The organism is Cellulomonas oligotrophica, assembly GCF_013409875.1.
GTDB classification, from domain to species: domain Bacteria; phylum Actinomycetota; class Actinomycetes; order Actinomycetales; family Cellulomonadaceae; genus Cellulomonas; species Cellulomonas oligotrophica.
In genome coordinates this window covers 2,402,926-2,425,638 of sequence record NZ_JACCBK010000001.1, presented here as the reverse complement: position 1 = coordinate 2,425,638, position 22,713 = coordinate 2,402,926, and the positions used below count along the sequence as shown (strand labels likewise).

19 protein-coding genes are annotated in these 22,713 nt (G+C 75.3%); 9 read left to right on the top strand and 10 right to left on the bottom strand.

Translation table 11 applies throughout. The features are described 5' to 3' along the window. Nucleotides 1–39 precede the first annotated feature (39 nt). The 6 genes from trxA to BKA21_RS10980 all read right to left on the bottom strand — a co-directional run bounded on the left by trxA (nt 40) and on the right by BKA21_RS10980 (nt 7,903). On the bottom strand, nt 40–381 hold the full coding sequence (trxA, locus tag BKA21_RS11005) for a thioredoxin (protein ID WP_140458232.1): 342 nt from the start codon (nt 379–381) through the stop codon (nt 40–42). Next, on the bottom strand, nt 378–1,409 hold the full coding sequence (trxB, locus tag BKA21_RS11000; protein ID WP_140458231.1) for a thioredoxin-disulfide reductase: 1,032 nt from the start codon (nt 1,407–1,409) through the stop codon (nt 378–380). The genes trxA and trxB overlap by 4 nt, the downstream gene beginning before the upstream one ends. A gap of 122 nt (nt 1,410–1,531) precedes the next feature. Then, the gene (locus tag BKA21_RS10995) at nt 1,532–3,370 is read right to left on the bottom strand and encodes a protein kinase family protein (RefSeq protein ID WP_140458230.1); all 1,839 of its coding nucleotides are present in this window, start codon (nt 3,368–3,370) and stop codon (nt 1,532–1,534) included. Between the two features lie 53 nt (nt 3,371–3,423). Then, nucleotides 3,424–5,076, bottom strand: a complete 1,653-nt coding sequence (gene murJ, locus BKA21_RS10990; RefSeq protein WP_239073027.1) for a murein biosynthesis integral membrane protein MurJ — start codon at nt 5,074–5,076, stop codon at nt 3,424–3,426. Then, nucleotides 5,073–7,352 carry a DUF6049 family protein gene (locus BKA21_RS10985; RefSeq protein ID WP_140458229.1) on the bottom strand — a complete coding sequence of 760 codons (2,280 nt, stop codon included), beginning with the start codon at nt 7,350–7,352 and terminating at the stop codon, nt 5,073–5,075. Before BKA21_RS10985 ends, murJ begins: the two co-directional genes overlap by 4 nt. Further along, nucleotides 7,349–7,903 carry an NUDIX hydrolase gene (locus tag BKA21_RS10980; RefSeq protein ID WP_140458228.1) on the bottom strand — a complete coding sequence of 185 codons (555 nt, stop codon included), beginning with the start codon at nt 7,901–7,903 and terminating at the stop codon, nt 7,349–7,351. The genes BKA21_RS10985 and BKA21_RS10980 overlap by 4 nt, the downstream gene beginning before the upstream one ends. A 94-nt stretch (nt 7,904–7,997) precedes the next feature. Between BKA21_RS10980 and BKA21_RS10975 the strand changes: the two genes are divergently transcribed. After that, complete coding sequence (locus BKA21_RS10975) at nt 7,998–9,533, top strand: CCA tRNA nucleotidyltransferase (RefSeq protein WP_239073028.1); 1,536 nt, start codon at nt 7,998–8,000, stop codon at nt 9,531–9,533. A 4-nt stretch (nt 9,534–9,537) separates the two neighbouring features. On the opposite strand, the gene BKA21_RS10970 is transcribed toward BKA21_RS10975, so the two are convergent. Together BKA21_RS10970 and BKA21_RS10965 are read right to left on the bottom strand one after the other, a co-directional pair. Continuing rightward, nucleotides 9,538–11,256 (bottom strand): SpoIIE family protein phosphatase, encoded by a 1,719-nt coding sequence (locus BKA21_RS10970; RefSeq protein ID WP_140458226.1) that lies wholly within the window; start codon nt 11,254–11,256, stop codon nt 9,538–9,540. After that, entirely contained in the window at nt 11,253–12,566 is a 1,314-nt protein-coding gene (locus BKA21_RS10965) for an MFS transporter (RefSeq protein ID WP_140458225.1), read from the bottom strand. The genes BKA21_RS10970 and BKA21_RS10965 overlap by 4 nt, the downstream gene beginning before the upstream one ends. 184 nt (nt 12,567–12,750) lie before the next feature. Here BKA21_RS10965 and BKA21_RS10960 point away from each other — a divergent pair, with 184 nt between their 5' ends. From BKA21_RS10960 to BKA21_RS10925, 8 genes are all read left to right on the top strand, one after another. Beyond that, entirely contained in the window at nt 12,751–13,305 is a 555-nt protein-coding gene (locus tag BKA21_RS10960; protein WP_140458224.1) for a sigma-70 family RNA polymerase sigma factor, read from the top strand. Further along, on the top strand, nt 13,298–14,701 hold the full coding sequence (locus BKA21_RS10955) for a hypothetical protein (RefSeq protein WP_140458223.1): 1,404 nt from the start codon (nt 13,298–13,300) through the stop codon (nt 14,699–14,701). Before BKA21_RS10960 ends, BKA21_RS10955 begins: the two co-directional genes overlap by 8 nt. 164 nt (nt 14,702–14,865) lie before the next feature. Next, entirely contained in the window at nt 14,866–15,426 is a 561-nt protein-coding gene (locus BKA21_RS10950) for an RNA polymerase sigma factor (RefSeq protein ID WP_140458222.1), read from the top strand. Further along, nucleotides 15,416–16,864 carry a hypothetical protein gene (locus tag BKA21_RS10945; RefSeq protein WP_140458221.1) on the top strand — a complete coding sequence of 483 codons (1,449 nt, stop codon included), beginning with the start codon at nt 15,416–15,418 and terminating at the stop codon, nt 16,862–16,864. The genes BKA21_RS10950 and BKA21_RS10945 overlap by 11 nt, the downstream gene beginning before the upstream one ends. A gap of 100 nt (nt 16,865–16,964) precedes the next feature. Beyond that, nucleotides 16,965–17,519 (top strand): RNA polymerase sigma factor, encoded by a 555-nt coding sequence (locus BKA21_RS10940; RefSeq protein ID WP_140458220.1) that lies wholly within the window; start codon nt 16,965–16,967, stop codon nt 17,517–17,519. Between the two features lie 274 nt (nt 17,520–17,793). Further along, on the top strand, nt 17,794–18,855 hold the full coding sequence (locus BKA21_RS10935; protein WP_179625356.1) for a hypothetical protein: 1,062 nt from the start codon (nt 17,794–17,796) through the stop codon (nt 18,853–18,855). 150 nt (nt 18,856–19,005) lie between these two features. Next, complete coding sequence (locus BKA21_RS10930; RefSeq protein ID WP_239072853.1) at nt 19,006–19,539, top strand: sigma-70 family RNA polymerase sigma factor; 534 nt, start codon at nt 19,006–19,008, stop codon at nt 19,537–19,539. Beyond that, a complete protein-coding gene (locus BKA21_RS10925) occupies nt 19,532–20,845 on the top strand; it encodes a hypothetical protein (protein ID WP_140458217.1) in 1,314 nt (437 codons plus the stop codon). Before BKA21_RS10930 ends, BKA21_RS10925 begins: the two co-directional genes overlap by 8 nt. Before the next feature lie 71 nt (nt 20,846–20,916). On the opposite strand, the gene BKA21_RS10920 is transcribed toward BKA21_RS10925, so the two are convergent. Further along, nucleotides 20,917–22,011: an inositol-3-phosphate synthase gene (locus BKA21_RS10920; protein WP_140458216.1), complete on the bottom strand. Its 1,095-nt coding sequence runs from the start codon at nt 22,009–22,011 to the stop codon at nt 20,917–20,919. Then, nucleotides 22,008–22,646 (bottom strand): PadR family transcriptional regulator, encoded by a 639-nt coding sequence (locus tag BKA21_RS10915; RefSeq protein WP_140458215.1) that lies wholly within the window; start codon nt 22,644–22,646, stop codon nt 22,008–22,010. Before BKA21_RS10915 ends, BKA21_RS10920 begins: the two co-directional genes overlap by 4 nt. Nucleotides 22,647–22,713 lie beyond the last annotated feature (67 nt).

Here is a 22,713-nt window from a genome sequence, read left to right as displayed (position 1 = left end):
GCCACACCCGGGCGACGACCGACCGTTCCATGCCCGGTGTCAGGCCGGCGGGGTCCGATCCGGGACGATCTCCTCGATCTTCTCCCGGAACGCCGCCTTGGGGCGTGCCCCGATGACGGAGTCGACCATCTCGCCGCCCACGAAGAAGCCGATGAACGGGATCGACTGCACGTGGAACTGCTCGGTGAGCGCCGGGTTGGCGTCCGTGTCGACCTTCACGACGCGGACCCGGCCCTCGTACTCGTCGGCGAGCTCGTCGAGCACGGGGGAGACCATGCGGCACGGGCCGCACCAGGTCGCCCAGAAGTCCACGACGACGGGCAGGTCGGACGCGAGGACCTCGGTGCCGAAGGTCGCGTCGGTGACGTCGACGACGCTCACGCGACCACCTCCGCGCCGGTCGTCACGAGCGCCTCGCCGGGCACCTGCGGGTCCACGACGTCCGCGACCAGGCCGGACAGGTAGTGCTGGGCGTCGAGCGCGGCGGCGCAGCCGGAGCCGGCGGCCGTGATGGCCTGGCGGTAGCGGTGGTCCACGACGTCGCCGGCGGCGAACACGCCGGGGATGTTGGTCAGCGTGGTGCGGCCCTGGACGACGACGTAGCCGTTCTCGTCGAGCTCGACCTGGCCGACCAGCAGCTCGGTGCGCGGCACGTGGCCGATCGCGACGAACACGCCGCCGGCCTCGATCTCGCGGGTCTCGCCCGTGACCGTGTCGCGCAGCGTGAGCCCGGTGACCTTGTCCTGGCCGTGGATCGCGACGACCTCGGAGTTCCACGCGAACTCGATCTTCGGGTCCGCCGCGGCGCGGTCCGCCATGATCTTCGAGGCCCGGAGCGTGTCGCGGCGGTGGACCATCGTCACGCGGCGGCCGAAGCGCGTGAGGAACGTCGCCTCCTCGACCGCGGAGTCGCCGCCGCCGACGACGACGATCTCCTGGTCGCGGAAGAAGAAGCCGTCGCAGGTGGCGCACCACGAGACGCCGTGACCGGACAGGCGCTTCTCGTCCTCCAGGCCCAGCTCGCGGTACGCGGAGCCGGTCGACAGGATCACGGAGCGTGCACGGTAGACGTCGCCGGAGCCGGTGGTGACGACCTTGACGTCGCCCGTGAGGTCCAGCGAGGTCGCGTCGTCCCAGAGCACCTCGGCGCCGAACTTCTCGGCCTGCTTCTGCAGGGAGTCCATGAGCTCGGGGCCCTGGACGCCGTCGGGGAAGCCGGGGAAGTTCTCCACCTCGGTGGTGTTCATGAGCGCGCCGCCGGCGGTGACGGAGCCGGCCACGACGACGGGGGCGAGCCCGGCGCGGGCGGCGTAGATCGCCGCGGTGTAGCCCGCGGGACCGGAGCCGACGATCACGACGTCGCGGACGACGGCGTCGGTGCGGGGGGTCTGGGTCGTCTCAGCGGTCACGGGGTCCCTCGGTCGGTCGGTGCCCGCGGCGGCGGGCGGCGGTGGTCGGTGGTCCTGGCCTCGTCAACCGATCGTAGGCGCCGTGTGTTCCGGGACGGCGACGCCCCGGTGGACGGCAGGCGTCAGCCGACCTTGACGTCGTTGACCTCGAGCCGGAACTTGCCCTCGGAGTTGGTCGGCAGCTCGGTGAACCACAGCACGAGCGAGCCGGCCTCGACCGGCTCGTCGAACTCCAGCACCGTCTGGGCACCCAGCGTGCCCGAGGCCAGGACCTCGCCCTCCGTCGGCGCGGCCATGGTCGTGGCCCGCACCTCGACGTTGCCGCCGGTGCCGTTCACGCCGAGCGTCACAGAGCTCACGAGGGCGGTGTCGCGGAGCGTCACCTCGAGCCCGACGGCCGGCTTGAGCCCGCCGAAGTCCGGGCGGTTGTACGTGAACGTGTACCAGAAGGTGCTCGGGTCGTTGTCGATCGCGAGCGGGACGAGCTCCTCCTTCTCACCCTCCGGGCTGTTCGGGTCGATCGAGCGGATCGAGGCGATCGCGGGCGGGTCGGTCGGGACGGCGGGCTCGGACGGCTCCGGCGACTCCTCGGACGAGGGGCTCTCGTCCGTGCCCGGGTCCTGCGGCTGGGTCGACGTCCCGCCGGCCGGGTCGGCCGTCCGGTCGCCGGTGCCCGCGAACAGCGAGCTCGCGGCGAAGACGAGCCCGACGAGCAGCACGACGCCCACCACGACGAGGACCAGCGCGGTCGGGTCGAACTTGCTCTCGCGCGGCTGGTCGTCGTCGGCGAACGGGAACGGGTCGCCGTTGCCGGGGGCCCCGGGACCCCAGCCCTGGCCGTCGTCGCCGCCGGGCGGGATCGCGGCGGGCGGACCGGCGGTGCGCTGCTGGGGACCCGTGGGGCGGCCGGCGGCGACGGGCGGCAGGGACGCGGGCACCTCCGGCGGGGCGAAGGCGCCCGTCTGCGTGTCCGTCCAGCTGGCGGCGGGCAGGCCCGTGCTGCGGGCGGGGGCGGCCGGCGGCGGGGTGCCCGGCCGGGCGGCGCCGGGAGGCAGCTCGTCGAACGCCGCCCGCACCGACTGCCGTGCGACGCGCACGGGCTGCGGGGGAGCGACGGGCGGGGCGACCATCGTCGCCGCCGGGTCGGTGGCCGCGTAGGCGGCCGTGGGCTGCTCGACGGGCTGCCCGATGCGGATCTCGCCCCACGGCTCCAGCTCGCGCACGAGCTCGGCCGGGGAGTGCGGGCCGTCCTCGTACGGGCCGAGGGTCACGCTGCACAGCGTGTCGAGGTCGTTGGGCACGCCCATGACGATCTCGGCGGGCGGCACGGGGGAGCCGTCGAGCACCGGCGCGGGCTGCAGGTCGCGCACGGGGGTCGTGTCGTCGTGGAACATCGGCCAGCGGCCGGTCAGCGCCGTGTACAGCACGCGCACGAGGTCGACGGTGTCCGCACGGCTGGTCGCGCGCGCGTCGCCGACGGGGCTGCCGACGAGCGCGGCGTCCAGCGCCAGGCCGGACACGAGCACGCGCCCGTCGGTGGAGACGTGCACGACCGAAGGGCGCAGCGCGAGGTGGTGGACCCCGCGGCGGCGGGCGACCTCGAGCGCGGCCGCGGCCTCGCCGACGACGGCACGTGCCTGCTCCGGGGTCAGCGGGCCGCGCTCGACGAGCTGGGCCAGCGTCACGCCGGTGATCTGCTCGGTGATGACGTAGCCGACGCCCTCGTGGGTGCCGACGTCGAGCACGCGCACGAGCCGGGGGTCGGTGACGAGCGCTGCACGGCGGGCGGCGTCCAGGGCCGGGGCGACGGCGCCGGAGCCCAGGACGCGCACGCGCACGCCGCGGTCGAGGATCTGGTCGGTCGCCTGCCACACGTCGACGCCGTCCAGGTCGGTGGGCAGCGGGTCCAGCACGCGGTACCGCCCCGCGAGCACGGTCCCCCGTCCGACGACGTCGACCACGTCCCACCTCCGTTCGAGCGACCACCGATGTGCACGGCGCGTGCGGGGCCATGCTAGACGGGTCGGGAGCCCCCACGGCCGAGCTTGCGCAGCAGCGGACCCGCCAGCAGGTCGAGCTCGCGGACCCGGAGCAGGCGCAGCGCGGCGAGGTACACCAGACCCACGGCCGCCGAGACGGCCAGGCACTCGAGGGCCGCGTCGCCGACGCCGCTGCCCAGCACGTCGTCCAGGAGGCGGCGCGCACCCCACCCGGCGCCGAACGCGGCGGCCGCGGCCAGGCCCGCGAGCAGGTGCGTCCTGACGATGGCCGGGGCGTCGACCGTGCCCAGGTGCCCGCGCAGGCGCAGCATCGCCAGCGCGGCCCCGACGACGTACGACGCGCTCATCGCCAGCCCGATCCCGACGACCCAGCCGCTGCTCGGCAGCAGAGCCCGGCCCAGGTACGTGCCGCCCACGACGACGGCGGCCATGACGACCTGGATCGGCACCATGCCCTTCGCGTCCTCGTAGGCGTAGAAGACGCGCTGGCACATCGACCACGCCCCGAACGCGGGGAGCCCCACGGCCATCGCCGCCACGACCGGTGCCGCCGCGTCGACCCCGGCCCCGCCGAGCAGGACGATGCGGGTGAGCGGCTCGGCGAGGACCACGAGCAGGGCGGTCGCCACCAGCGTGAACACCCCGACGACCCGCACGCCGACCGAGAAGGTCGCGCGTGCGGCGTCCGCGTCCCTGTCGGTCGCCTGCGCCGAGAGCCGGGTGAACAGGGCGGTCGCGAGGGACACCGTGACCAGCGAGTGCGGCAGCATGAAAAGGACGAACGCCAGGTCGTAGGCCGCGTTGCCGGCGACCGTCGTGGAGCCCTGGGGCGCGGCCGACGCGACCCGGGAGACGACGACGTAGCCGATCTGACCGATCGCGAGGCCGGCGAAGGTCCACGTGGCGACGGACCCCGCACGCCCCAGGCCCGACCCGCGCAGCCCCCAGCGCGGCCGGTAGCTCACGCCCGTCGCGCGCAGGGCGGGGACCAGCACCAGCGCCTGGGCGACGATGCCGAGGGTCGCAGCACCCGCGAGCAACCCGATCTGCAGCCCGCTCCACCCGGCGGCGCTGCTCACGTCGGGGTTCGTCGCCCCGCCGAACACGGCGATGAACAGCAGGAAGCCGACGATGGAGACGACGTTGTTGACCACGGGCGCCCACATGTACGGGCCGAACGACCCGCGGGCGTTGAGCACCTGCCCGAGCAGCCCGTAGACGCCGTAGAAGAACATCTGCGGCACGCACCAGTAGGCGAACGCGGTGGCGAGCGCGACCTGCGCGGGGTCGCCCGGGTCGGCGTAGAGCCGCACGAGCAGCGGCGACGCGACGGTGAGCAGGAGCGTCGAGCCGGCGAGCAGCGCGAACCCGAGCGTGAGCAGCCGGTCGACGTACTCCTGGCCGGCGTCCCGCTTGTAGGCCCGCACCACCTGCGGCACGAGGACCGCGTTGAGCGCCCCGCCGGCGAGCAGCATGTAGAGCACGTTGGGCAGCTTGTTGGCCACGGCGAACGCGTCGGCGGCCTGACCGGTGACGCCGACGGCCGCGACCAGCACCATCGTGCGCACGAACCCCAGCGCGCGGGACACGGCGGTGCCCGACGCCATCAGGGCGGCACCGCGGAACAGACCGCCTCGGGGGCTCTGGGACACCGTCGCCTCGCTCACTTCTCGTCCTCCGGGATGCCGCCGAGCACCGGCAGCGATCGGGCGTCCGACTCGTGCACGAGCCGCGCACCGCGGCGCGCGCTCTGCCCCCGGCGGACCGTGCGGACGATGCCCAGCACGAGACCGACCAGCAGGAGCACGCCGACGACGGCGGTGCCCACGGACTCGATGGTCGGCGTGACGCTCGCCTGGAACGTCAGCGTCGGCGACACGGGGGTGCCCGCCGAGGTGGTGACGACCGCCTCGACCTGCACCTCGCAGTTGGCGACGGCGTGCAGCGGTACGGGCACGACCTGCTCGGCGCCGGGCTCGAGCGTGACGAGCTCGCTCGGCTCGGTGCGCAGGCACGCCTTGCGCGGGCTCGCGACGATCCGCACGGACGCCGGCACGTCCAGCTCGTTGCGGACCGAGAACCGCAGGTCCCCGCTCGCGCTGATGATCCGCTGCGTGCTCAGAGGAGCGATGGACAGCCCGGTCCGGCGCGCGTCGACGGCGGCGACCACCCCGTCGACGAGCGTCTGACGTGCACCGACGTCCGACCGCCACGCCACCGACAGCGGCGCGAGGACCGCCTCGTCGAGGCCCGCGAGCAGGTCGGTCGCGTCGTCGCTGACCTGGGCGAAGTCGATCGCCGCCGAGCGTGCGTCGTCGAGGCGGCGGACCTGCTCGGGCCCGAGCTCGGTCTCGGCCGTGGTCGACACGGGCAGGGGGGTCCGCTGCTCCGTGCCCGACGTGGTGCCGAGCAGCGCGGTCAGCGGCGTCGTGCGCGACCACGGTGCCTCCTGGACGCCCGTGAGCACGGCGGCGACCAGGTCGGGGTCGGCCTCCCACGCGCGGGGCGTGGTCACGAGCACGTGCGGCGGGGCCAGCGTGCCGGCGCGTGCGATGACGGACAGCTCCGCCAGGGTGCGGGCCAGGGCGGTCGCCGACGTCGCGGCGGGGTCGAGCACGGTCGGGTCGGTGAGCAGCTGCGACAGCACCGGGTCCGGGGTGAGGGCGGTCAGCGTGCCGGTGCCGGTCGTGACCTCGGACCGCGCGCCCACGGTGACGTCCCCGGTGGCGGCGAGGTCGCCTGCGGCGGTGACGAGCACCTCGGCCCCGGCCTCGGCGGCGAGCTCGGCGGTGGGCTGGTCGGTGCTGGGACCCGGTGCCAGCAGCACGTCCGTACGGGCGCCCGTGAGCCCCAGGGCGTCGACGCCCGCGGAGGTGGCGTCGGTCGCGGCGGTGAGCAGCCCGGTGTCGCCGGCGTGGGCGAGCGCGGCCAGGTCGGGGTCGGACCACGGCAGGGCGACGACGTCGCGTCCTGCGGCGAGCGAGCGCAGGTCGTCGGCCCAGGCGGGCGAGACGCCCGGGACGGGGTCGTCGCTGCCGTCGCCCGGGTCCGGGGTGGCGTCGTCGCCGGGCGCGGCGGTGCCGGCCGGGCCGGTCGCCGTGGGTTCCTGCGTCGGGCCGGCCGTGGCGTCGTCGTCCGGTGCGGGCGGGGTCTCGTCGCCGGCGGGCGGCTTCGCCACGTCCGCGAGCAGCGCGGGGTCGACGGCGAGGGCGACGTCGTCGAACGGCCGGACCGCGTCGAGCAGCGTCGTCAGCCGGCCGTCGGGGGCGGTGAGGTCCGCGGCGGTGGGGCCGGGCGCGTCGACGTCGACGCCGTCGGGCACGGTCGCGGCGCCGACGACCGGGGCGACCACGGACACGCGGGCCTGCGTGTACTGCCCCTCGGGCGCCCACAGCACGAAGGTGCGCTGGAGGCCGACGCGGGTGCCGCCGTCGGTGGCCTCGACAGCCAGGCCGCGCGCCCCCCAGACGTCGGGGCGGTCCAGGAGGCCGACGTCCTGGGCGCGCACGGTGGCGACCAGCTCGGTCTGCGCGCCGGGTGCCAGCGGCACGTCGGAGGTCGCGGCCGACACGTAGGCGCCGACCCGGCCGCCCGCGTCGGTGGGGGAGTCGAGCCACGCCTGCAGCTCCGCGCGGGTGCCCGGGCGGATCCGTTCGATCCGGACGGTGGCACCGGGGCGCTCGATCGTCGTCGTGCCGTCGTTGGTCAGGCGGACGCGGACCACGAGGTCCTGGCCCGGCCGCAGGACGGTCGGCGCGACGTCGAGCACCTGCACCGTGACGGGCAGCGCACGCGTCGTGCTCGCGGCGGCGGTGCCCGCGGTGGTCGCGGACGCCGGCTGGGCGGGCGCGGCCGCGCCGAGCAGGCCGACCGCGAGCACCGCCGCCCCGGCGAGCAGGCGCAGGGCCGTCGGGCGGCGCCGGACCGAGGGCGTCGGCGTCATGCGTCGTCGCCGAGCACCGTGCGGGCGGTGTCGGCCAGACGGCGCTCGTTCGGGTAGGCCAGCCGCTCGGGGAGCGCGGCGACGGCGACCCACTCGACGTCCTCGGCCTCGCCGTCCGGGTCGTTCTCGACCGTGAGCTCGCCGTGCACGGCGCCGAGCAGGAAGTGGTGCACGACCTTGTGCACGCGGTGCTCGTCGCCGGAGAACCAGTAGTCGATGACGCCGAGGCGGCGCAGGACGCGGCCGGTGATGCCGGTCTCCTCGGCGATCTCGCGGACCGCGGCCTGCTCGGGGGTCTCGTCGCCCTCGAGGTGGCCCTTCGGCAGGCACCACTCGAGGCGGCCCGCGCGGTTGCGACGGGCGATCACGGCCGCCTCGTACAGCCCGTGCCGACGGGTGACGACGAGGCCGCCCGCGGAGGTCTCGTCCACGACGGGCATGGCTGCCGGGGCGGGACGCTGGGTGAGCCGCGAGGGGTCGATCCGCAGGGGGTGGCCGCCCGGGGGCGCCGGCACGCGCCCGGGCACGGGCGGGCGGGCGGCGCTGGGCATGCGGACAACTGTAACGAGTCCACCACCGCCGGATCGCCGGTGCGCGGGCCGATCTGGTGCCGGTCGGGCCGTGCACCTCTGGCACCCTGGTGCGGTGCCCACCAGCCCTGACGACCACCGTCCTGCCCTGAACCAGCTGCAGCGCCGTGCCATCGAGGTCCTCGCGACCGTCGCGCCCGACGCCCTCGCGCTGGGGGAGCGGTTCCGGGAGCAGGGGCACGAGCTGGCCCTGGTCGGCGGTCCGGTGCGCGACGCCTTCCTCGGGCGGACCAGCAACGACCTGGACTTCGCGACGTCGGCGTCGCCGGACCAGGCGGAGCCGCTGCTGGCGGCGTGGGGCGATGCGCACTGGGACATCGGCCGCGAGTTCGGCACGGTCGGGGCGCGCCGGTTCGCCGGGCGGCACGGCGCCGCGTCGGCCGACGTCGTGGTCGAGGTGACGACCTACCGCACCGACGAGTACGACCCGACCTCCCGCAAGCCCGTCGTCGCGTTCGGCGACACCCTGGAGGGCGACCTGTCGCGGCGCGACTTCACGGTGAACGCGATGGCGCTGCGGGTGCCCGACCTGGTGTTCGTCGACCCGTTCGACGGGCTCGGCGACCTCGCGCGCCGGGTGCTGCGCACACCGGTGGACCCGCGGCAGTCCTTCGACGACGACCCCCTGCGCATGATGCGCGCGGCGCGGTTCGTGGCCCAGCTGGGCTTCCGGCTCGACGACGACGCACGGGCCGCGATCGTCGACATGGCCGAGCGCATCACGATCGTGTCCGCCGAGCGGGTGCGGGACGAGCTGACCAAGCTGCTGCTCGCGGAGCACCCGCGGGCCGGCCTGGAGGTGCTGGTCGACACCGGCCTGGCGGACCACGTGCTGCCCGAGCTGCCCGCCCTGCGGCTGGAGATCGACGAGCACCACCGCCACAAGGACGTGTACGAGCACTCGCTCATGGTGCTGGAGAAGGCCGTGGCGCTGGAGACCGGCCCGGACGGTGCGGTGCCGGGCCCCGACCTGGTGCTGCGCCTGGCGGCGCTCCTGCACGACGTCGGCAAGCCCCGCACCCGACGGTTCGAGGAGGGCGGCGGCGTGAGCTTCCACCACCACGAGGTCGTCGGCGCGAAGATGGCGGCCAAGCGGCTCAAGGCCCTGCGGTTCGACAAGCAGACGGTGCAGGACGTCGCGCGGCTGACCGAGCTGCACCTGCGGTTCCACGGGTACGGCGAGGGGGAGTGGACGGACTCGGCGGTGCGCCGGTACGTCACGGACGCCGGGCCCCTGCTCGAGCGGCTGCACCGCCTGACGCGGTCGGACTCCACCACGCGCAACCAGCGCAAGGCCCAGCGCCTGTCGCGCGCGTACGACGACCTCGAGGTGCGCATCGCCCGCCTGCGGGAGCAGGAGGAGCTCGCGTCGATCCGTCCGGACCTGGACGGCACGCAGATCATGGCCGCGCTCGGCATCGGCCCTGGTCGTGTGGTCGGCGAGGCCTACCGGTTCCTGCTCGAGCTGCGCCTCGACCGCGGCCCGCTGGGCGAGGACGCGGCCCGCGCGCTGCTGCAGGAGTGGTGGGCGGCACGGCAGGCCGACTCGGGCGTCAGCGACGACCGACCCACCGGTCAGCCGACTGACTGAAGAGTCAGTCGGTCGCCGGGTCCTGCACGACGAGGAGGCACACGTCGTCCTCCTGGTGCCCGTCGACCAGCGCGGCGACGAGCGCGTCGCGGACCTGGGCCGCGCTCCCGCCGGGCGGTGCCGCGGCGAGCGCCGAGCGGAGCCGGGCCACGCCGTCGCGCAGGCCCCGGTCCCGCCGCTCGACCAGGCCGTCGCTGTAGAGCACCAGCGTCGCACCCGGCGGCACGTCCCGCCCCGCCTGCGCCCCCGCGCCCTGCCCGTGCACCCCCACGGGCGTCGTCCGCCCGCCGTCGAGGTCGACGACAGTGCCGTCCGGCAGCCGCAGCAGGCCCGGCGGGTGACCCGCCGACGCCCAGCGCAGGTGCGCGCCGCCGGCGCCCCCCGGATCCCAGCGCACGAGCACGCACGTGGCCAGGTCCGGCAGCTCGAGGCCTCGCACCAGCTCGTCGAGCCTGGCCAGCGCCGCGCCCGGGCCCTGCGACGCCCACACGGCCGCGCGCAGCAGCGACCGCATCTGGCCCATCGACGCCGCCGCCCGCAGGTCGTGCCCGACCACGTCGCCGACGGCCAGGCACACCGCCCCGTCCGGCAGGGCGAACGCGTCGAACCAGTCCCCGCCCACCTGGGCCATCCGCGCCGACGGCAGGTACGTCGCCGCGACGTCGAGCCCGGCGACGTCGCCGATCACCGGCAGCAGGCTCCGCTGCAGGGTCAGCGCGGCCTCCCGCTCCGCCAGGTAGAGGCGCACGTTCTCCAGCACGACGCCGGCCCGACGGCTCAGGTGCGCGGCCGTCACCTCGACGTCCCGCGTGAACCCGTCGGGGCGCTCGTGCACCAGGACGAGCACGCCGAGCGCCCGGTCGCGCGCCCGCAGCGGCACGACCAGCGCGGAGCCCAGCCCGAGGCGCTCCAGCAGCTCGAGCTGGCGCGGCGTGGTGCGCGCCGGCAGCGAGGCGTGGTCCACGACGTCGACCTGCGCCACGTGGTCGGGCCCCGAGGCCAGCGCCTCCTGCACCCGGGGCGAGTAGATCAGCCACTCCGGGCCGTCCTCGCCCAGGGCGCGGGCGTCGTCCGCGCGGGCCGGGTCGGCCGCCACGACGTGCACCCGCTCGAACCGGCCGTGCTCGTTCGTCACCGCGACGAACCCCCACGTCGCGGTCCGTGGCACGACGATCTCCGCGAGGGCGTCGACCGCGCCCGCGTACTCCAGGTGCCGCGTCAGCTCGTCGCTGACCTCGGCGAGCAGCGCCAGGCGTGCCGCGGTCTGCCGGGCGAGGGCGAGCTCGGTGTCGCGGGCCGCGTCCCCGACGGACCGGGCCGTCGCGTCCACCTGCACGCCGACACGGTGCGTGACCACGCCGTCTGCGTCACGCAGCTGCGTGACCAGCAGCTGGTTCCAGAACAGCGACCCGTCCTTGCGGGCGTTGAGCAGCAGCTCCACGGCGTCCTCGCCCGCGGCGAGCGCGTCCCGCAGCCGGGCCACCGCCACCGGGTCCGTGCCCGCGCACTGCAGGAACCGGCAGTTGCGGCCCACGACCTCGGCCGACGTCCAGCCCGTCATCCGTTCGAACGCCTCGTTGGCCCACACCACGGGGTCGTCCGGCAGGCGGGGGTCGGAGACGACGACGGCGAGCGACTGGTCGAGCAGGATCCGCCGGGCGAGCTCGCCCGTGAGCACCGCCTCGCCCGTGACCCGGCCCGACGGGGCGGGCGCGCGTCTCATGCGACGGGCTCGCGCGCGGCGGGCGCGGCGACCACCACCGGCTCGCGCGAGGCGAGCGCGAACAGCACGGCACCGGCCAGGTAGGCCGCCGCGAGGCCGGCGAACACCGGCCGGGACCAGCCCGTGTCCGGCAGCGTCAGCGCGGCGAGGGCCGCGGCGCCCACGAACGCCGCGTTGTACATGACGTCGTACAGCGCGAACGCCCGCCCGCGGAACGCGTCGGCCGTGTCGCGCTGCACGATCGTGTCGACCGCGATCTTCGCGCCCTGGGCCGCCAGACCCAGGGCCCCGCCGGCCGCGAGCACCGCGACCCGGTCGACCGTCACCACGAGCAGCAGCTGGCTGACCACGGCGAGCAGCAGGCACCCGACCACCCACGCGTGCGGCCCGACCCGGGGCACGAGCAGCGGCGTCAGCACCACCGCGAGGGCGAACCCGACGGCGCTGGCGGCCAGCACCGTGCCGAACGTCTCCAGGCCCGCCTGGGCGTCCGCGGGGTCGGCGAGCAGGTTGCGGGAGATGAGGATGCTGGCGATGAACACCGCCCCGTAGCAGAACCGGTGCAGCGCCATGATGCCCAGGGCCTGCGCGGGGGTGCGCCGCGCGACGAGGTACCGGGCGCCGTCGCCCAGCCCGCGCGCCAGCGAGACGAACGCCGCGCGCACCTGCGCGCCGTCCGCACGGTCGTCGGGGCCGAGCTGGTCCCGACCCAGCCGTGTGGCCAGCGCGGACGCGCACGCCATGACGGTCGCGGCCACCAGCAGCGCCGTCGCGTCGCGCACCCGCCCGGCCGGCAGGAGCAGACCCAGCACCAGGCCGACGCCGCCGCCGACACCTGCCGCGGCCGCTCCCAGCGTCGGGGTCACCGCGTTGGCGGTGAGCAGCAGCGGCCCGTCGACGACCTTCGGCAACGACGCCGACAGCGCGGCCAGCAGGAACCGGTTGACCGACAGCGTCACCAGCGCCAGCACGTACACGGCCGGCCCGACGCCCACGGTCGCCATGAGCACGGCGATCGTCAGCGTCAGCGCCACCCGCACGAGGTTGCCGACGAGGAGCACCTGCCGGCGGCGCCACCGGTCGAGCAGCACACCGGCCCACGGCCCCACGATCGTGAACGGCAGCAGCAGCACCGCGAACGCCGTGGCCACACCCGCCGCGGTGCTCGCGTTCTCCGGCGAGAAGAAGAACAGGGTCGCGAGCCCGACCTGGAACATGCCGTCCGCGGTCTGGCTGACCAGCCGCACGGCGAACAGACGCCGGAAGCCGGTCAGCGGCCAGAGCGCCCGGAGGTCGGAGATCACCTGCACCAGCCCAGGCTACGGTGCCCGCCGCAGCGCGCCCCTCGACGCCTGCGGCCGACCGGGCGACTGGTCCAGGGCGCGCCGAGGTGCCCCAACCGTTCGGGGCACCTGCAGCGTTGTCCTTGCAGGGGTGTCACGAGGCACCCCGTGGGTGCTGCGGACGAGGTGGGACCGTGCTGGGGGAACGTGCATGACGCACAGGTGGGAAGACGCGCTCGACGCGCTCGTCAAGGAGCGGTACGGGGCGCTGGTGGCACGGGCGGCGCTGCTGACCCGCGCGACCGCGGACGCGCAGGACCTGGTGCACGACGCGCTCGTCGCGACGTTCACCGCCCGCGCCAGGTTCGACTCGGTCGAGCAGGCCGAGGCCTACGTCCGACGGGCGATCGCGACACGGTTCGTCGACGGCCACCGTCGACGGCTGCGTGAGCTCAAGGCGGTCGGCCGGGTCGCGCAGATGATCGACGGCGAGGCGTACAGCGACGTCGCCGAGCACCTGGACGCCGACCTCGTCGACGCGCTCGCGGAGCTGAGCCCGCGGGAACGGGTCTGCGTGCTGCTGCGGCACCTCGACGACCTGTCGGTGCGGGAGACCGCGTCGGTGCTCGGCCTCAGCGAGGGGGCCGTCAAGAGGTACACGTCCGACGGGGTCGCAGCGCTCCAGGCCCGCCTGGGCACGACCGTCGACTCCGACGACTCCGACCCTGTCCACCTGATCGTCTCCGAGGGAGGTCCGCGTGACTGACGACCTGAACGCCCGGCTCAAGGCGTCGCTCGACCGCGGCGCCCAGCACCTCGACGCCGTCCCCGTGCCCGACGGGCTGGGCGCGGCCCTGCACCGGCAGGTCCGCCGTCGGCGGGTCCGCCGCGCCGCCGTGCGCACCGGTGTGGCCGCCGCCGTCGTCGTCGCCGTGGCGACGCCCGTGTGGGCCCTGCGGCCCGACCCGACGCCGCTGCCGGTGGCGACACCGAGCCCGACCGCCACGGCGACGGCGACGCCCACCCCGACGCCCACGCCCACCCCGCCGCCGACGCCCACCCAGGAGCCGACCGCGCAGGCGCCCGTCCTCGAGCTCCTGCCGCGCGACGACGGGCTGACCGTGCACCGCATCCCGGACGGCCTGATCGACGAGGTCGGCGCCGGGTGGTCCCTGGTGACGTACGGGCCGACGACGCCGGGGGCCGCCGTGCCTGTCGTCCTCGCCGCGCCCGACGGCACGCCGTACCTGGTCACGGACGCCGCGGACCCGCTGCGCCTGGCCGGCTGGCGTGCCGGCGAGAGCACGGCGCTCGTGACCGACGGCTCCGGCCGGGCGGTGCTGGACCTGCGCACCGGCGCCGTGACCAGCGACCCTCGCGGCCTGGGAGCGGCGGCGACGTTCGCCGGCTGGCGTGCCGACGGTGCCGAGACCTGGTGGACCGTCGACCCGGAGGACTCCTCGCGCGTCCTGCTGGTCGCGCTCGGCCCGGACGGCACCCAGCGGCTGGGCGCGAACCTGCGTGCGGGCGTGCAGAACGGTGCGACCGCCGTCGACGCCGCGGGCACGCGCATCGCGCTGAGCCCCGACCTCGCCAGCTTCGGTGACGGGGGGTCCGGACCGTCGGACCACGTCGAGGTCCGCACGCTCGACACCGGGGCGACCACGTCGCACCTCGCCGGTCCGGAGGGCTGGTCGTGCCGGCCCGCCGGCTGGGTCGACCCGACCACGCTGCTGACGACGTGCCTCGACTTCGGGGCGCTGAGCGGCACCCTCGACGCGCAGGCGTACGCGGTCGTCGACGTCACGGGGGCGACGGCCACGCAGGTCACGACCGTCGCACCGGGCCAGCCGGCGCCGCTCGCGCAGTCCTCCGCACCGTCCGCGTCCGGCCTGGTCGTCGGCTACGTCGCCGGTCAGCAGCGCGGGATGGCGACGTGGGCCGGCGGTCTCGAGCCCCTGTGGGACGCGCCCGCCGGGACCGAGCTGCTCGAGGCCCAGCCGCTGGGCGACGGGCACGTCCTTGTCAGCGCGGGCACCGGCTGGGGCGACCCGACGATGACCGTGTGGTCCGTGGACGCGGCCACGGGTGAGGCCGTGCAGCTCGCGGGCCCCGTCGACGGTGGGCCCCGGCCCGCCAGCTGGGCGGCAGCCCGGTCCTGACCAGCAGGCACGCCCCCGCGCGGGGTCGACCGGGTCTCCGGTCGGCCCCGCGCGTCGCGTCCCGACCGTGCGCGTCGTGACCCCCAACCGGGCAGGGCCCTGCCACGTTCTACTCCCGAGACCGTTCCGGAGGAGGACATGGTGCAGGTGCCCTGGGGGGACGTGTGAGCGGCAGGTGGCAGCCGGCGCTCGACGCGCTGGTGGAGCAGAGGTACGGGGCGCTCGTCGCGCGCGCGACCCTGGTGTCGGGGTCACGGGCCGAGGCGCTCGATCTCGTGCACGACGCGCTCGTGGCGACGTTCTCCGCGAAGGCCCGGTTCGGGTCCGTCGCCGAGGCCGAGCAGTACGTGTGCCGCGCGATCATGACGCGGTTCGTCGACGGGACCCGCCGTCGGGGGCGTGAGCACCACGCCGTCGCCCGGCTCGCGGCCCGGACCGACGGGACGACGTCCGACCCGGACCCCGACGTCCTGGGTGCCGACGTCGTCGCCGCCCTCGCCGAGCTCTCGCCGCGCGAGCGCGCGTGCGTCCTGCTGCGGCACCTGGACGACCTGTCGGTGCGCGACACCGCCCAGCTGCTCGGGCTCAGCGAGGGAGCGGTCAAGCGGTACGTCTCCGACGGCCTGGCCCGGCTCAACGCCCGCCTGGGGACCACCGCGTCCCCGGCGGGCGAGGGTTCCACCGTGCACGTCCTCGAGCGGGAGGAGACCAGCCGTGACCGATGACCTGAACGCCCGGCTCGGAGCCGCGCTGAACGCGCTCGAGGCGCGCGAGGAGAGCACGCGCCCCGACCCTGGCGATCTGACGTCCCTGCACCGCGACGTGCGCCGCCGTCGGACCGCCCGCACCACGCGTCACGCCAGCGTGGCGGCTGTCGCCGTGCTCGCGGTCGCGGTCGCGGGGTGGTGGGGCGTGCGTCCGGCGCCCCAGCCCGCGACGCCTCCGCAGCCGACGTCGTCGGCGAGCCCCGCCCCGACCCCGTCGCCGACGAGCACGGCGGGCGCACCGGCGCCCGCGCCGACGGGTGCGGCGCCGACCGGACCCGTCCGTGAGGACGTCACGGGCCTCGCCGTGGTGTCCCGGTCGGGGATGCCTGACCTCTACGAGGCGCCGCCGGGTCTTCTCGACCGCACCGGGGACGGGTGGACGCTGCTCACGAGCCGCGGGGACGGTGCGGGCGAGGCGCCGTCAGGCTCGGTCGCGGCGGTCGCGCCCGACGGCACGGGGTACCTCCTCGCCGACCTCTCCGAGCCCGTCGAGCTCGCCGCGTGGTCGGGCGGGCCGACCGCGGTCGTGACGCTCGCCCTCGCGGACGGCACGTTCGGCGTCCGGGCGACCCTCGACCTGCGGACCGGTGACGTGACCGCCGACCAGCCGGTGGTGGACCGGCTCCAGGAGCTGGTCGGCACCACCGCGGACGGCGCCCAGGTGTGGACGGCCGTCGACGCGGACCTCGGTGTCCTGCTCGAGGTGGTCCGGGACGGCCAGGTGCAGGTGCTGGGCGAGCCGGTGCGCAGCGGAGGCCGGGGCACCGTCAGCCCGGACGGCCGGCGTGCCGCGCTGGTCGAGTACGCCACGGCGACGCGGGTCTTCGTGTCGGACCTGTCGACCGGTGCGAGCGCCGAGGTCCCGTCCGGGCTGGCCGGGCAGCTCTGCCAGCACCTGGGCTGGTGGGACGCGACGACGATCCTCCAGCTCTGCTGGGAGGGTCTGGACCACTGGCTCGGCGAGGGCGAGCCGGGCGCGCCGACGGCGACCCGTCTGGTGCTCGTCGACGTGACCGGTGCGGCGCAGCCGAGCGTGCTCGCCGTCGTCGGGGAGGGCGACCCCACCCCGTACGGCTCCGTGGTGCACGTCGGCGGTGAGCGCGTCGTGCTCGGAGCGGTCGGGCAGGACGTCGCGGGTGCGACGCCGTACGTGTGGCGCTCGGGCGGGTGGGAGCGGCTGACCGACGCCGACCTCGGCGGTCGTGTGCTCGGCATCGTCCCGGGCGCCGAGGGCGCCGTCGTCGCCGCCGTGCACACCGACGACGTGCTCGTCGACCCCGACCCGGACCTCGTCTCGATCGACGTCCGGACGGGCGAGGTCGTGCGGCTGCCGAGCGCGCCGGGGCAGGGTGCGGGCTCGGCGACCTTCCAGGACTGGGTGGCGGCCCGACCCTGACACCCGCACGGTCGCGCGCCCCCAACCGCGCGCGGCCGTGCGGCGTTCAACTCTCAGCACGCCGGCGTCAGGGCGTGGTGCTGCAACCCCGGGGGTACGCGTGGACGGTGGGTGGAGGACGGCGCTCGACGCGCTGGTGGACCAGCGGTACGGCGCGCTCGTCGCGCGTGCGACGCTCGTCACGGGCTCCCGGGTCGATGCGCTCGACCTGGTGCACGACGCCCTGGTCGTCGCCTTCTCCGCGCGGGCCCGGTTCGCCTCGGTGGACGAGGCCGAGCAGGACGTGTGCCGAGCGGTCGTGACGCTCTTCGTCGGCAGGAGACGGCGGCGGCGCGACCGGGCGACGGCCGTGCTGCTCGCCGCCCGGGCGCGGTGGGCGACGTCCGACCCCGAGCCCGACGTGCTCGGAGCCGACGTGATGGCGGCACTCGCAGAGCTGTCCCGACGTGAGCGCGCGTGCGTGCTGCTGAGGCACCTCGACAACCTGTCGGTCCAGGAGACCGCTCAGCTGCTCGGCCTCAGCGAGGGTTCCGTCGCCAAGCACGTCTCGGACGGTCTGGCCCGGCTCGACGCCCGGCTCGGGACGACGTCCTCCACCACCGACGGACCGACCGTCCAGGTGCTCGAGCGGGAGGAGACCAGCGATGAGCGATGACCTCGATGCCCGGCTGGGCGCGGCGCTGGACGCGCTCCGCGCGAGCGAGCAGGCCCACCCTCCCGGTCCGGAGGTCCTCAGGTCTCTCCGACGTGACGTGCGCCGACGGCGTGCCGCCCGCGCGGCGCGGCGTTCAGGCGCGGTCGTCTGCGCTGTGCTGCTGGTCGCTGCGGCCGGCTGGTGGGTGGAGCGCCCGCCCTCGCAGCCCGCAGCCCCGCCGGCCGTCACGGGGCGGGAAGACGTGACCGGTCTCGCGGTGGTGACGAGGACGGGGATGCCTCCGCTCTACGAGGCCCCTCCGGGGCTGCTGGACCGGACCGGTCCTGGGTGGACGCTCGCGGTCGGCGGCGGTGCGGGCGACGACGAGGGTCCGGCCGGGTCCGTCGCGGTGATCGCTCCCGACGGTACGGGGTACCTGGTGGTCGACCTGGAACGTCCGGTGGACCTGGCTGCCTGGTCGGGCGGGTCGACCGCGGTCGTCACGGTCGACCTCGCCGACGGTCGGACCGGCGTGCTCGCCACCCTCGACCTCCTCAGCGGGAGGGTCGTGCTGGACGACCGCGACGTCGACGACCTCCTCGAGCTCGCCGGGGTGGCCGCCGACGGGTCGCAGGTGTGGACGGCGTCCGAGGGGGAGGGCGTCGTCCTGCAGGTCGTGCGCGACGACGCGGTGCAGGTCGTCGCCGGACCGTTGCGCCCGGGGGCGCACGGCACGATCAGCCCGGACGGGAGGCGGGCGGTGCTCGCGGAGCAGCAGGACGGTCGACGGATCGTCGTCTCCGACCTCGTCACGGGTGCGACGAGGGAGGTCCGGGTCGACCTCGACCAGCAGGCGTGCAGCGCTGCCGGGTGGTGGGACGCGACGACGGTCGCGGCGGTGTGCTGGAACACGCTGTACGGGCAGCCGGAGGACGACGAGCAGGGCGTCTCCCGTGTCGTCCTCGTCGACGTCGACGGCACCGGGGAGCAGCGCGTCCTGGACGAGATCTCCCTGGGCGAGCCGGCCCCGGTCTCGGACGTCGTGAACGTCGGCGGCGACCACGTCGTCGTCGCGACGACCGGCGGGGACGAGACCGGTGCTGCCCCGCACGTGTGGCGCTCGGGCGGGTGGGAGCGGCTGACCGACGCCGACCTCGGCGGTCGTGCGCTGAGCGTCGTCCCTGGTGCGGAGGGGACGGTGGTCGTGGCCGTGCACACCGACGACGTGCTGCTCGACCCCGACCCGGACCTCGTCTCGATCGACGTCCGGACGGGCGAGGTCGTGCGGCTGCCGAGCGCGCCGGGGCAGGGTGCGGGCTCGGCGACCTTCCAGGACTGGGTGGCGGCCCGACCCTGACACCCGCACGGTCGCGCGCCGCCGTGGCTGCGCACGCCGGACGCCCGACGGAGCAACCACCCTGGCACAACCGGCCGGGGTGGTTGCTCCGTTGTCCTCACGGCTGCTCACGACGACGGAGGAGGCGGAGTGCCACGACCATGGGAACCCGTGCTGGACGCACTGGTCCGAGAGCGATACCCGCGGCTGATCGCCCGCGCGGTGCTGGTGACGGCGACGCACGCGGACGCGGAGGACCTCGTGCAGGACGCGCTGGTGGCGACCTTCGCGAGCAGGGCGCGGTTCACGCACGTGGCCGCGGCGGAGCAGTACGTGCGCCGCGTGATCGTCACCCGCTCGGTGGACCGTGCACGGACCGCGCAGGCCGAGCGTCGGGCCCTCGCCCGGACCTCCGCCCGACCGGTGCCGACCGGTGAGGTCGAGCTGCAGGGCCTCGAGCGGGACGTGGTGGCCGCTCTGCGCGACCTGCCGCCGCGGCAGCGTGCGTGCGTGGTGCTGCGCCACCTCGACGACGTGTCGGTGACGGAGACCGCGCGTCTGCTGGGGCTGAGCGAGGGGGCGGTGAAGAGGTACACGGCGGAGGGGTCGGCGCGGCTGCAGCAGCGGCTGGGGGCGACGACGGCCGTCGTGGACCAGCACGTCCGGGTGGAGCTGGTGGGCACGGAGGAGGCACGACGTGACTGATCTGGGAGACCTGCTGTCCGCCGCCGAGGACGGTGTCGCCCGTGCCCACGGTGCGGGTGCGCCCGACGACGTGCTGGCCGTGACGAGGCTGCGCGTGCGTCGCCGCCGCGTCGTGCGGCACGCACGCGAGGGGGCGCTCGGCGCTGTCGCTACCCTCGCGATCGGCTGGGTCGTGTGGGCGCACCCGGCACCGCAGGTGGGCCCGGCGGTGCCGACCCCGACGAGCTCGACCGCACCGACGCCGACCACGGCGCCCACGCCCGCACCCACCCCGTCCGCGACCCCGACGGCGACGCCCCGCACGCCGACGGTGCAGGTCGCGGGCCTGCCGATGCTCGTCCAGGCCACCGAGGACGACCTGTCGGGCGCGGCGCCCGGCACGGGGCTCGCGCTGTGGTCGGAGCAGCCGCAGGACCCGTCGTTCCTGCTCGTCGGCGCGACCGGGCCGATGCACCTCCTGCTCGTCGAGCCGGACGGCGAGGTGCTCTACCTGACGCCGGTCCCGGCCGGCTGGTCGCAGGTGCGGGACTGGCAGCGGGGCGCCACGACGGCGGTGCTGCACCGGCAGGCCGACCAGGAGGAGCACCTGGCCGAGGTCGACCTGCTGTCGGGGGAGGTGCGGGGCGAGGTGCCGGCGGACTCGTGGCCGGGGGCGCTCGACCCGTGGTCGGTCCCCGGTGCGATCTCGCCCGACGGTGCCGCGTACGTCGACCTCGACCAGCAGGATCTGACCGTGGTGCGCGACGGTGCGACGGTCGTGCTCCAGGTGCAGGGCTACCACTGCCTGGCCGTCGGGTGGTCGGACGCCACGCACGTGCTGGTGCGGTGCATCGACCGGCAGCCGGAAGGGGCCGCGCCGACGAGCGCCGACGGTGTGACCCTGCACCTGGTCGACGCGCGCACGGGAGTCGTCGTCGAGAGCCGCACGCTCGGCGACGGCGAGGCGTACCCGACGCAGGTGGGCGTCCTGACCGACGACGGCACCGTCGTGACCGCCACGGGCACTGTCGGGGTCGAGCCGCCCGACCGGACGAGCGTCTGCGGGACCGCGCTGACCGCCTTCGACGGCCTGGACGCCGTGCGCACCGTGCGGGAGGGCGCACCGGCCGACGTGTCGTGGCCGGCGCTGGGCGCCACGGGCAGGTCCCTGCTGGTCGAGGGGGGCGAGGGCTGCCCCAGCGAGATGTCGCTGTCCTCGCTCCAGGCGGTCGACCTGGAGAGCGGCGCGCTGACCGCGGTGCTGCCGCGCAGCACGTCCCCGGACGGACCCGTCGGGCTCTTCGACTGGCAGCGGGCGGTGGACTAGCACCGGGGGCGGGACGGCGAAGGGCCCGGCACCGCTCGGTGCCGGGCCCTTCGCGCGGGCTCAGAGCAGGATCAGCGCTCGATCTCGCCGCGGATGAAGGCCTCGAGCTGCGCCCGGCCCTTCGTGTCCTCCATCTGCACCGGCGGCGACTTCATGAAGTACGTCGCGGCGGACAGGATCGGGCCGCCGACGCCGCGGTCCTTGGCGATCTTCGCGGCGCGCAGCGCGTCGATGATCACGCCGGCCGAGTTCGGGGAGTCCCAGACCTCGAGCTTGTACTCCAGGTTCAGCGGGACGTCGCCGAACGCGCGGCCCTCGAGGCGCACGTACGCCCACTTGCGGTCGTCGAGCCACGCGACGTAGTCCGACGGGCCGATGTGGACGTTGCGGTCCTCCTTCTTGCCCGCCAGCGGGCCGTCGTCGATGTTCGACGTGACGGCCTGCGTCTTGGAGAGCTTCTTGGACTCCAGGCGCTCGCGCTCGAGCATGTTCTTGAAGTCCATGTTGCCGCCGACGTTCAGCTGGTACGTGCGGTCGAGGATGACGCCGCGCTCCTCGAAGAGGCGGGCGAGCACGCGGTGCGTGATGGTCGCGCCGACCTGCGACTTGATGTCGTCGCCGACGATCGGCACACCGGCGGCCTCGAACTTCGCGGCCCACTCCGGGTCGGACGCGATGAACACGGGGAGCGCGTTGACGAACGCCACGTTGGCGTCGATCGCAGCCTGCGCGTAGAACTTCGCCGCGTCCTCCGAGCCGACAGGCAGGTAGCAGACGAGCACGTCGGCCTGCGTGTCCTTGAGGACCTGCACGACGTCGACCGGCTCGGCGTCCGACTCGTCGATCGTCGCCGAGTAGTACTTGCCGAGGCCGTCGAGCGTGTGGCCGCGCTGCACCGGGACGTCCAGCGGCGGGACGTCGGAGATCTTGATGGTGTTGTTCTCCGAGTTGAAGATCGCCTCGGAGAGGTCGAAGCCGACCTTCTTCGCGTCCACGTCGAACGCGGCGACGAACTCGATGTCGCGGACGTGGTAGTCGCCCATCTGGACGTGCATGAGGCCGGGGACCTTGGTCTGCGGGTCGGCGTCACGGTAGTAGTGCACGCCCTGGACCAGCGACGCGGCGCAGTTGCCGACGCCGACGATGGCGACGCGGATGGAGGTCATCCTCGCTCCTTCTCGGTGTGCGCCTCGGTGCGACCCTCGGCGTCGTTCTCGGCGGCGGCCGGGCGGCCACCCCCGTCGGGGCGGGCGCGGCGGATGCCGCGCTCGTTGTCGATGAGGTCGTCCAGCCAGCGCACCTCGCGCTCGACGGACTCCAGCCCGTGACGCTGCAGCTCCAGCGTGTACTCGTCCATGCGCTCACGGGTGCGCAGGAAGGACTGGCGGACCAGCTCCAGCCGCTCGGTCAGCCGAGACCGCCGGCCCTCGAGGATCCGCAGCCGCGTCTCGGCGTCGGTCTGCCCGAAGAAGGCGAACCGCACGTCGAAGTTCTCGTCCTCCCAGGCCGCCGGGCCCGACGAGGACAGCACGTGCTGCAGGTGCTCCTTGCCGTCGGCGGTCAGCTGGTAGACGATCCGGGCCCGCTTGCTGGCCACGGTGCGGTCGTTCGGCGCCTCGGTGCCGACGATCCAGCCGCGCGCGACCAGGCTCTTCAGGCACGGGTACAGCGACCCGTACGACAGGGCGCGGAACGAGCCCAGCACGAGGTTGACGCGCTTGCGCAGCTCGTAGCCGTGCATCGGTGACTCGGCGAGCAGGCCGAGGATCGCCGGCTCGAGCACGTCGGTGCGTCCGCGCACGCCGTCCTCCTCACCGTCCGTCGGGCCGGGCCCGTGCCGTCCGTGCGCGCTCGGCGCGCCGGCCGTG

What these genes read in the sequence shown, in the direction of transcription:
- BKA21_RS10985 (WP_140458229.1), bottom strand. Translation starts at nt 7,352, where the DNA reads ATGACGCCGACGCCCTCGGTCCGGCGCCGCCCGACGGCCCTGCGCCTG.
- BKA21_RS10980 (WP_140458228.1), bottom strand. Translation starts at nt 7,903, where the DNA reads ATGCCCAGCGCCGCCCGCCCGCCCGTGCCCGGGCGCGTGCCGGCGCCC.
- BKA21_RS10970 (WP_140458226.1), bottom strand. Translation starts at nt 11,256, where the DNA reads ATGAGACGCGCGCCCGCCCCGTCGGGCCGGGTCACGGGCGAGGCGGTG.
- BKA21_RS10960 (WP_140458224.1), top strand. Translation starts at nt 12,751, where the DNA reads ATGACGCACAGGTGGGAAGACGCGCTCGACGCGCTCGTCAAGGAGCGG.
- BKA21_RS10935 (WP_179625356.1), top strand. Translation starts at nt 17,794, where the DNA reads ATGCCTCCGCTCTACGAGGCCCCTCCGGGGCTGCTGGACCGGACCGGT.
- BKA21_RS10920 (WP_140458216.1), bottom strand. Translation starts at nt 22,011, where the DNA reads ATGACCTCCATCCGCGTCGCCATCGTCGGCGTCGGCAACTGCGCCGCG.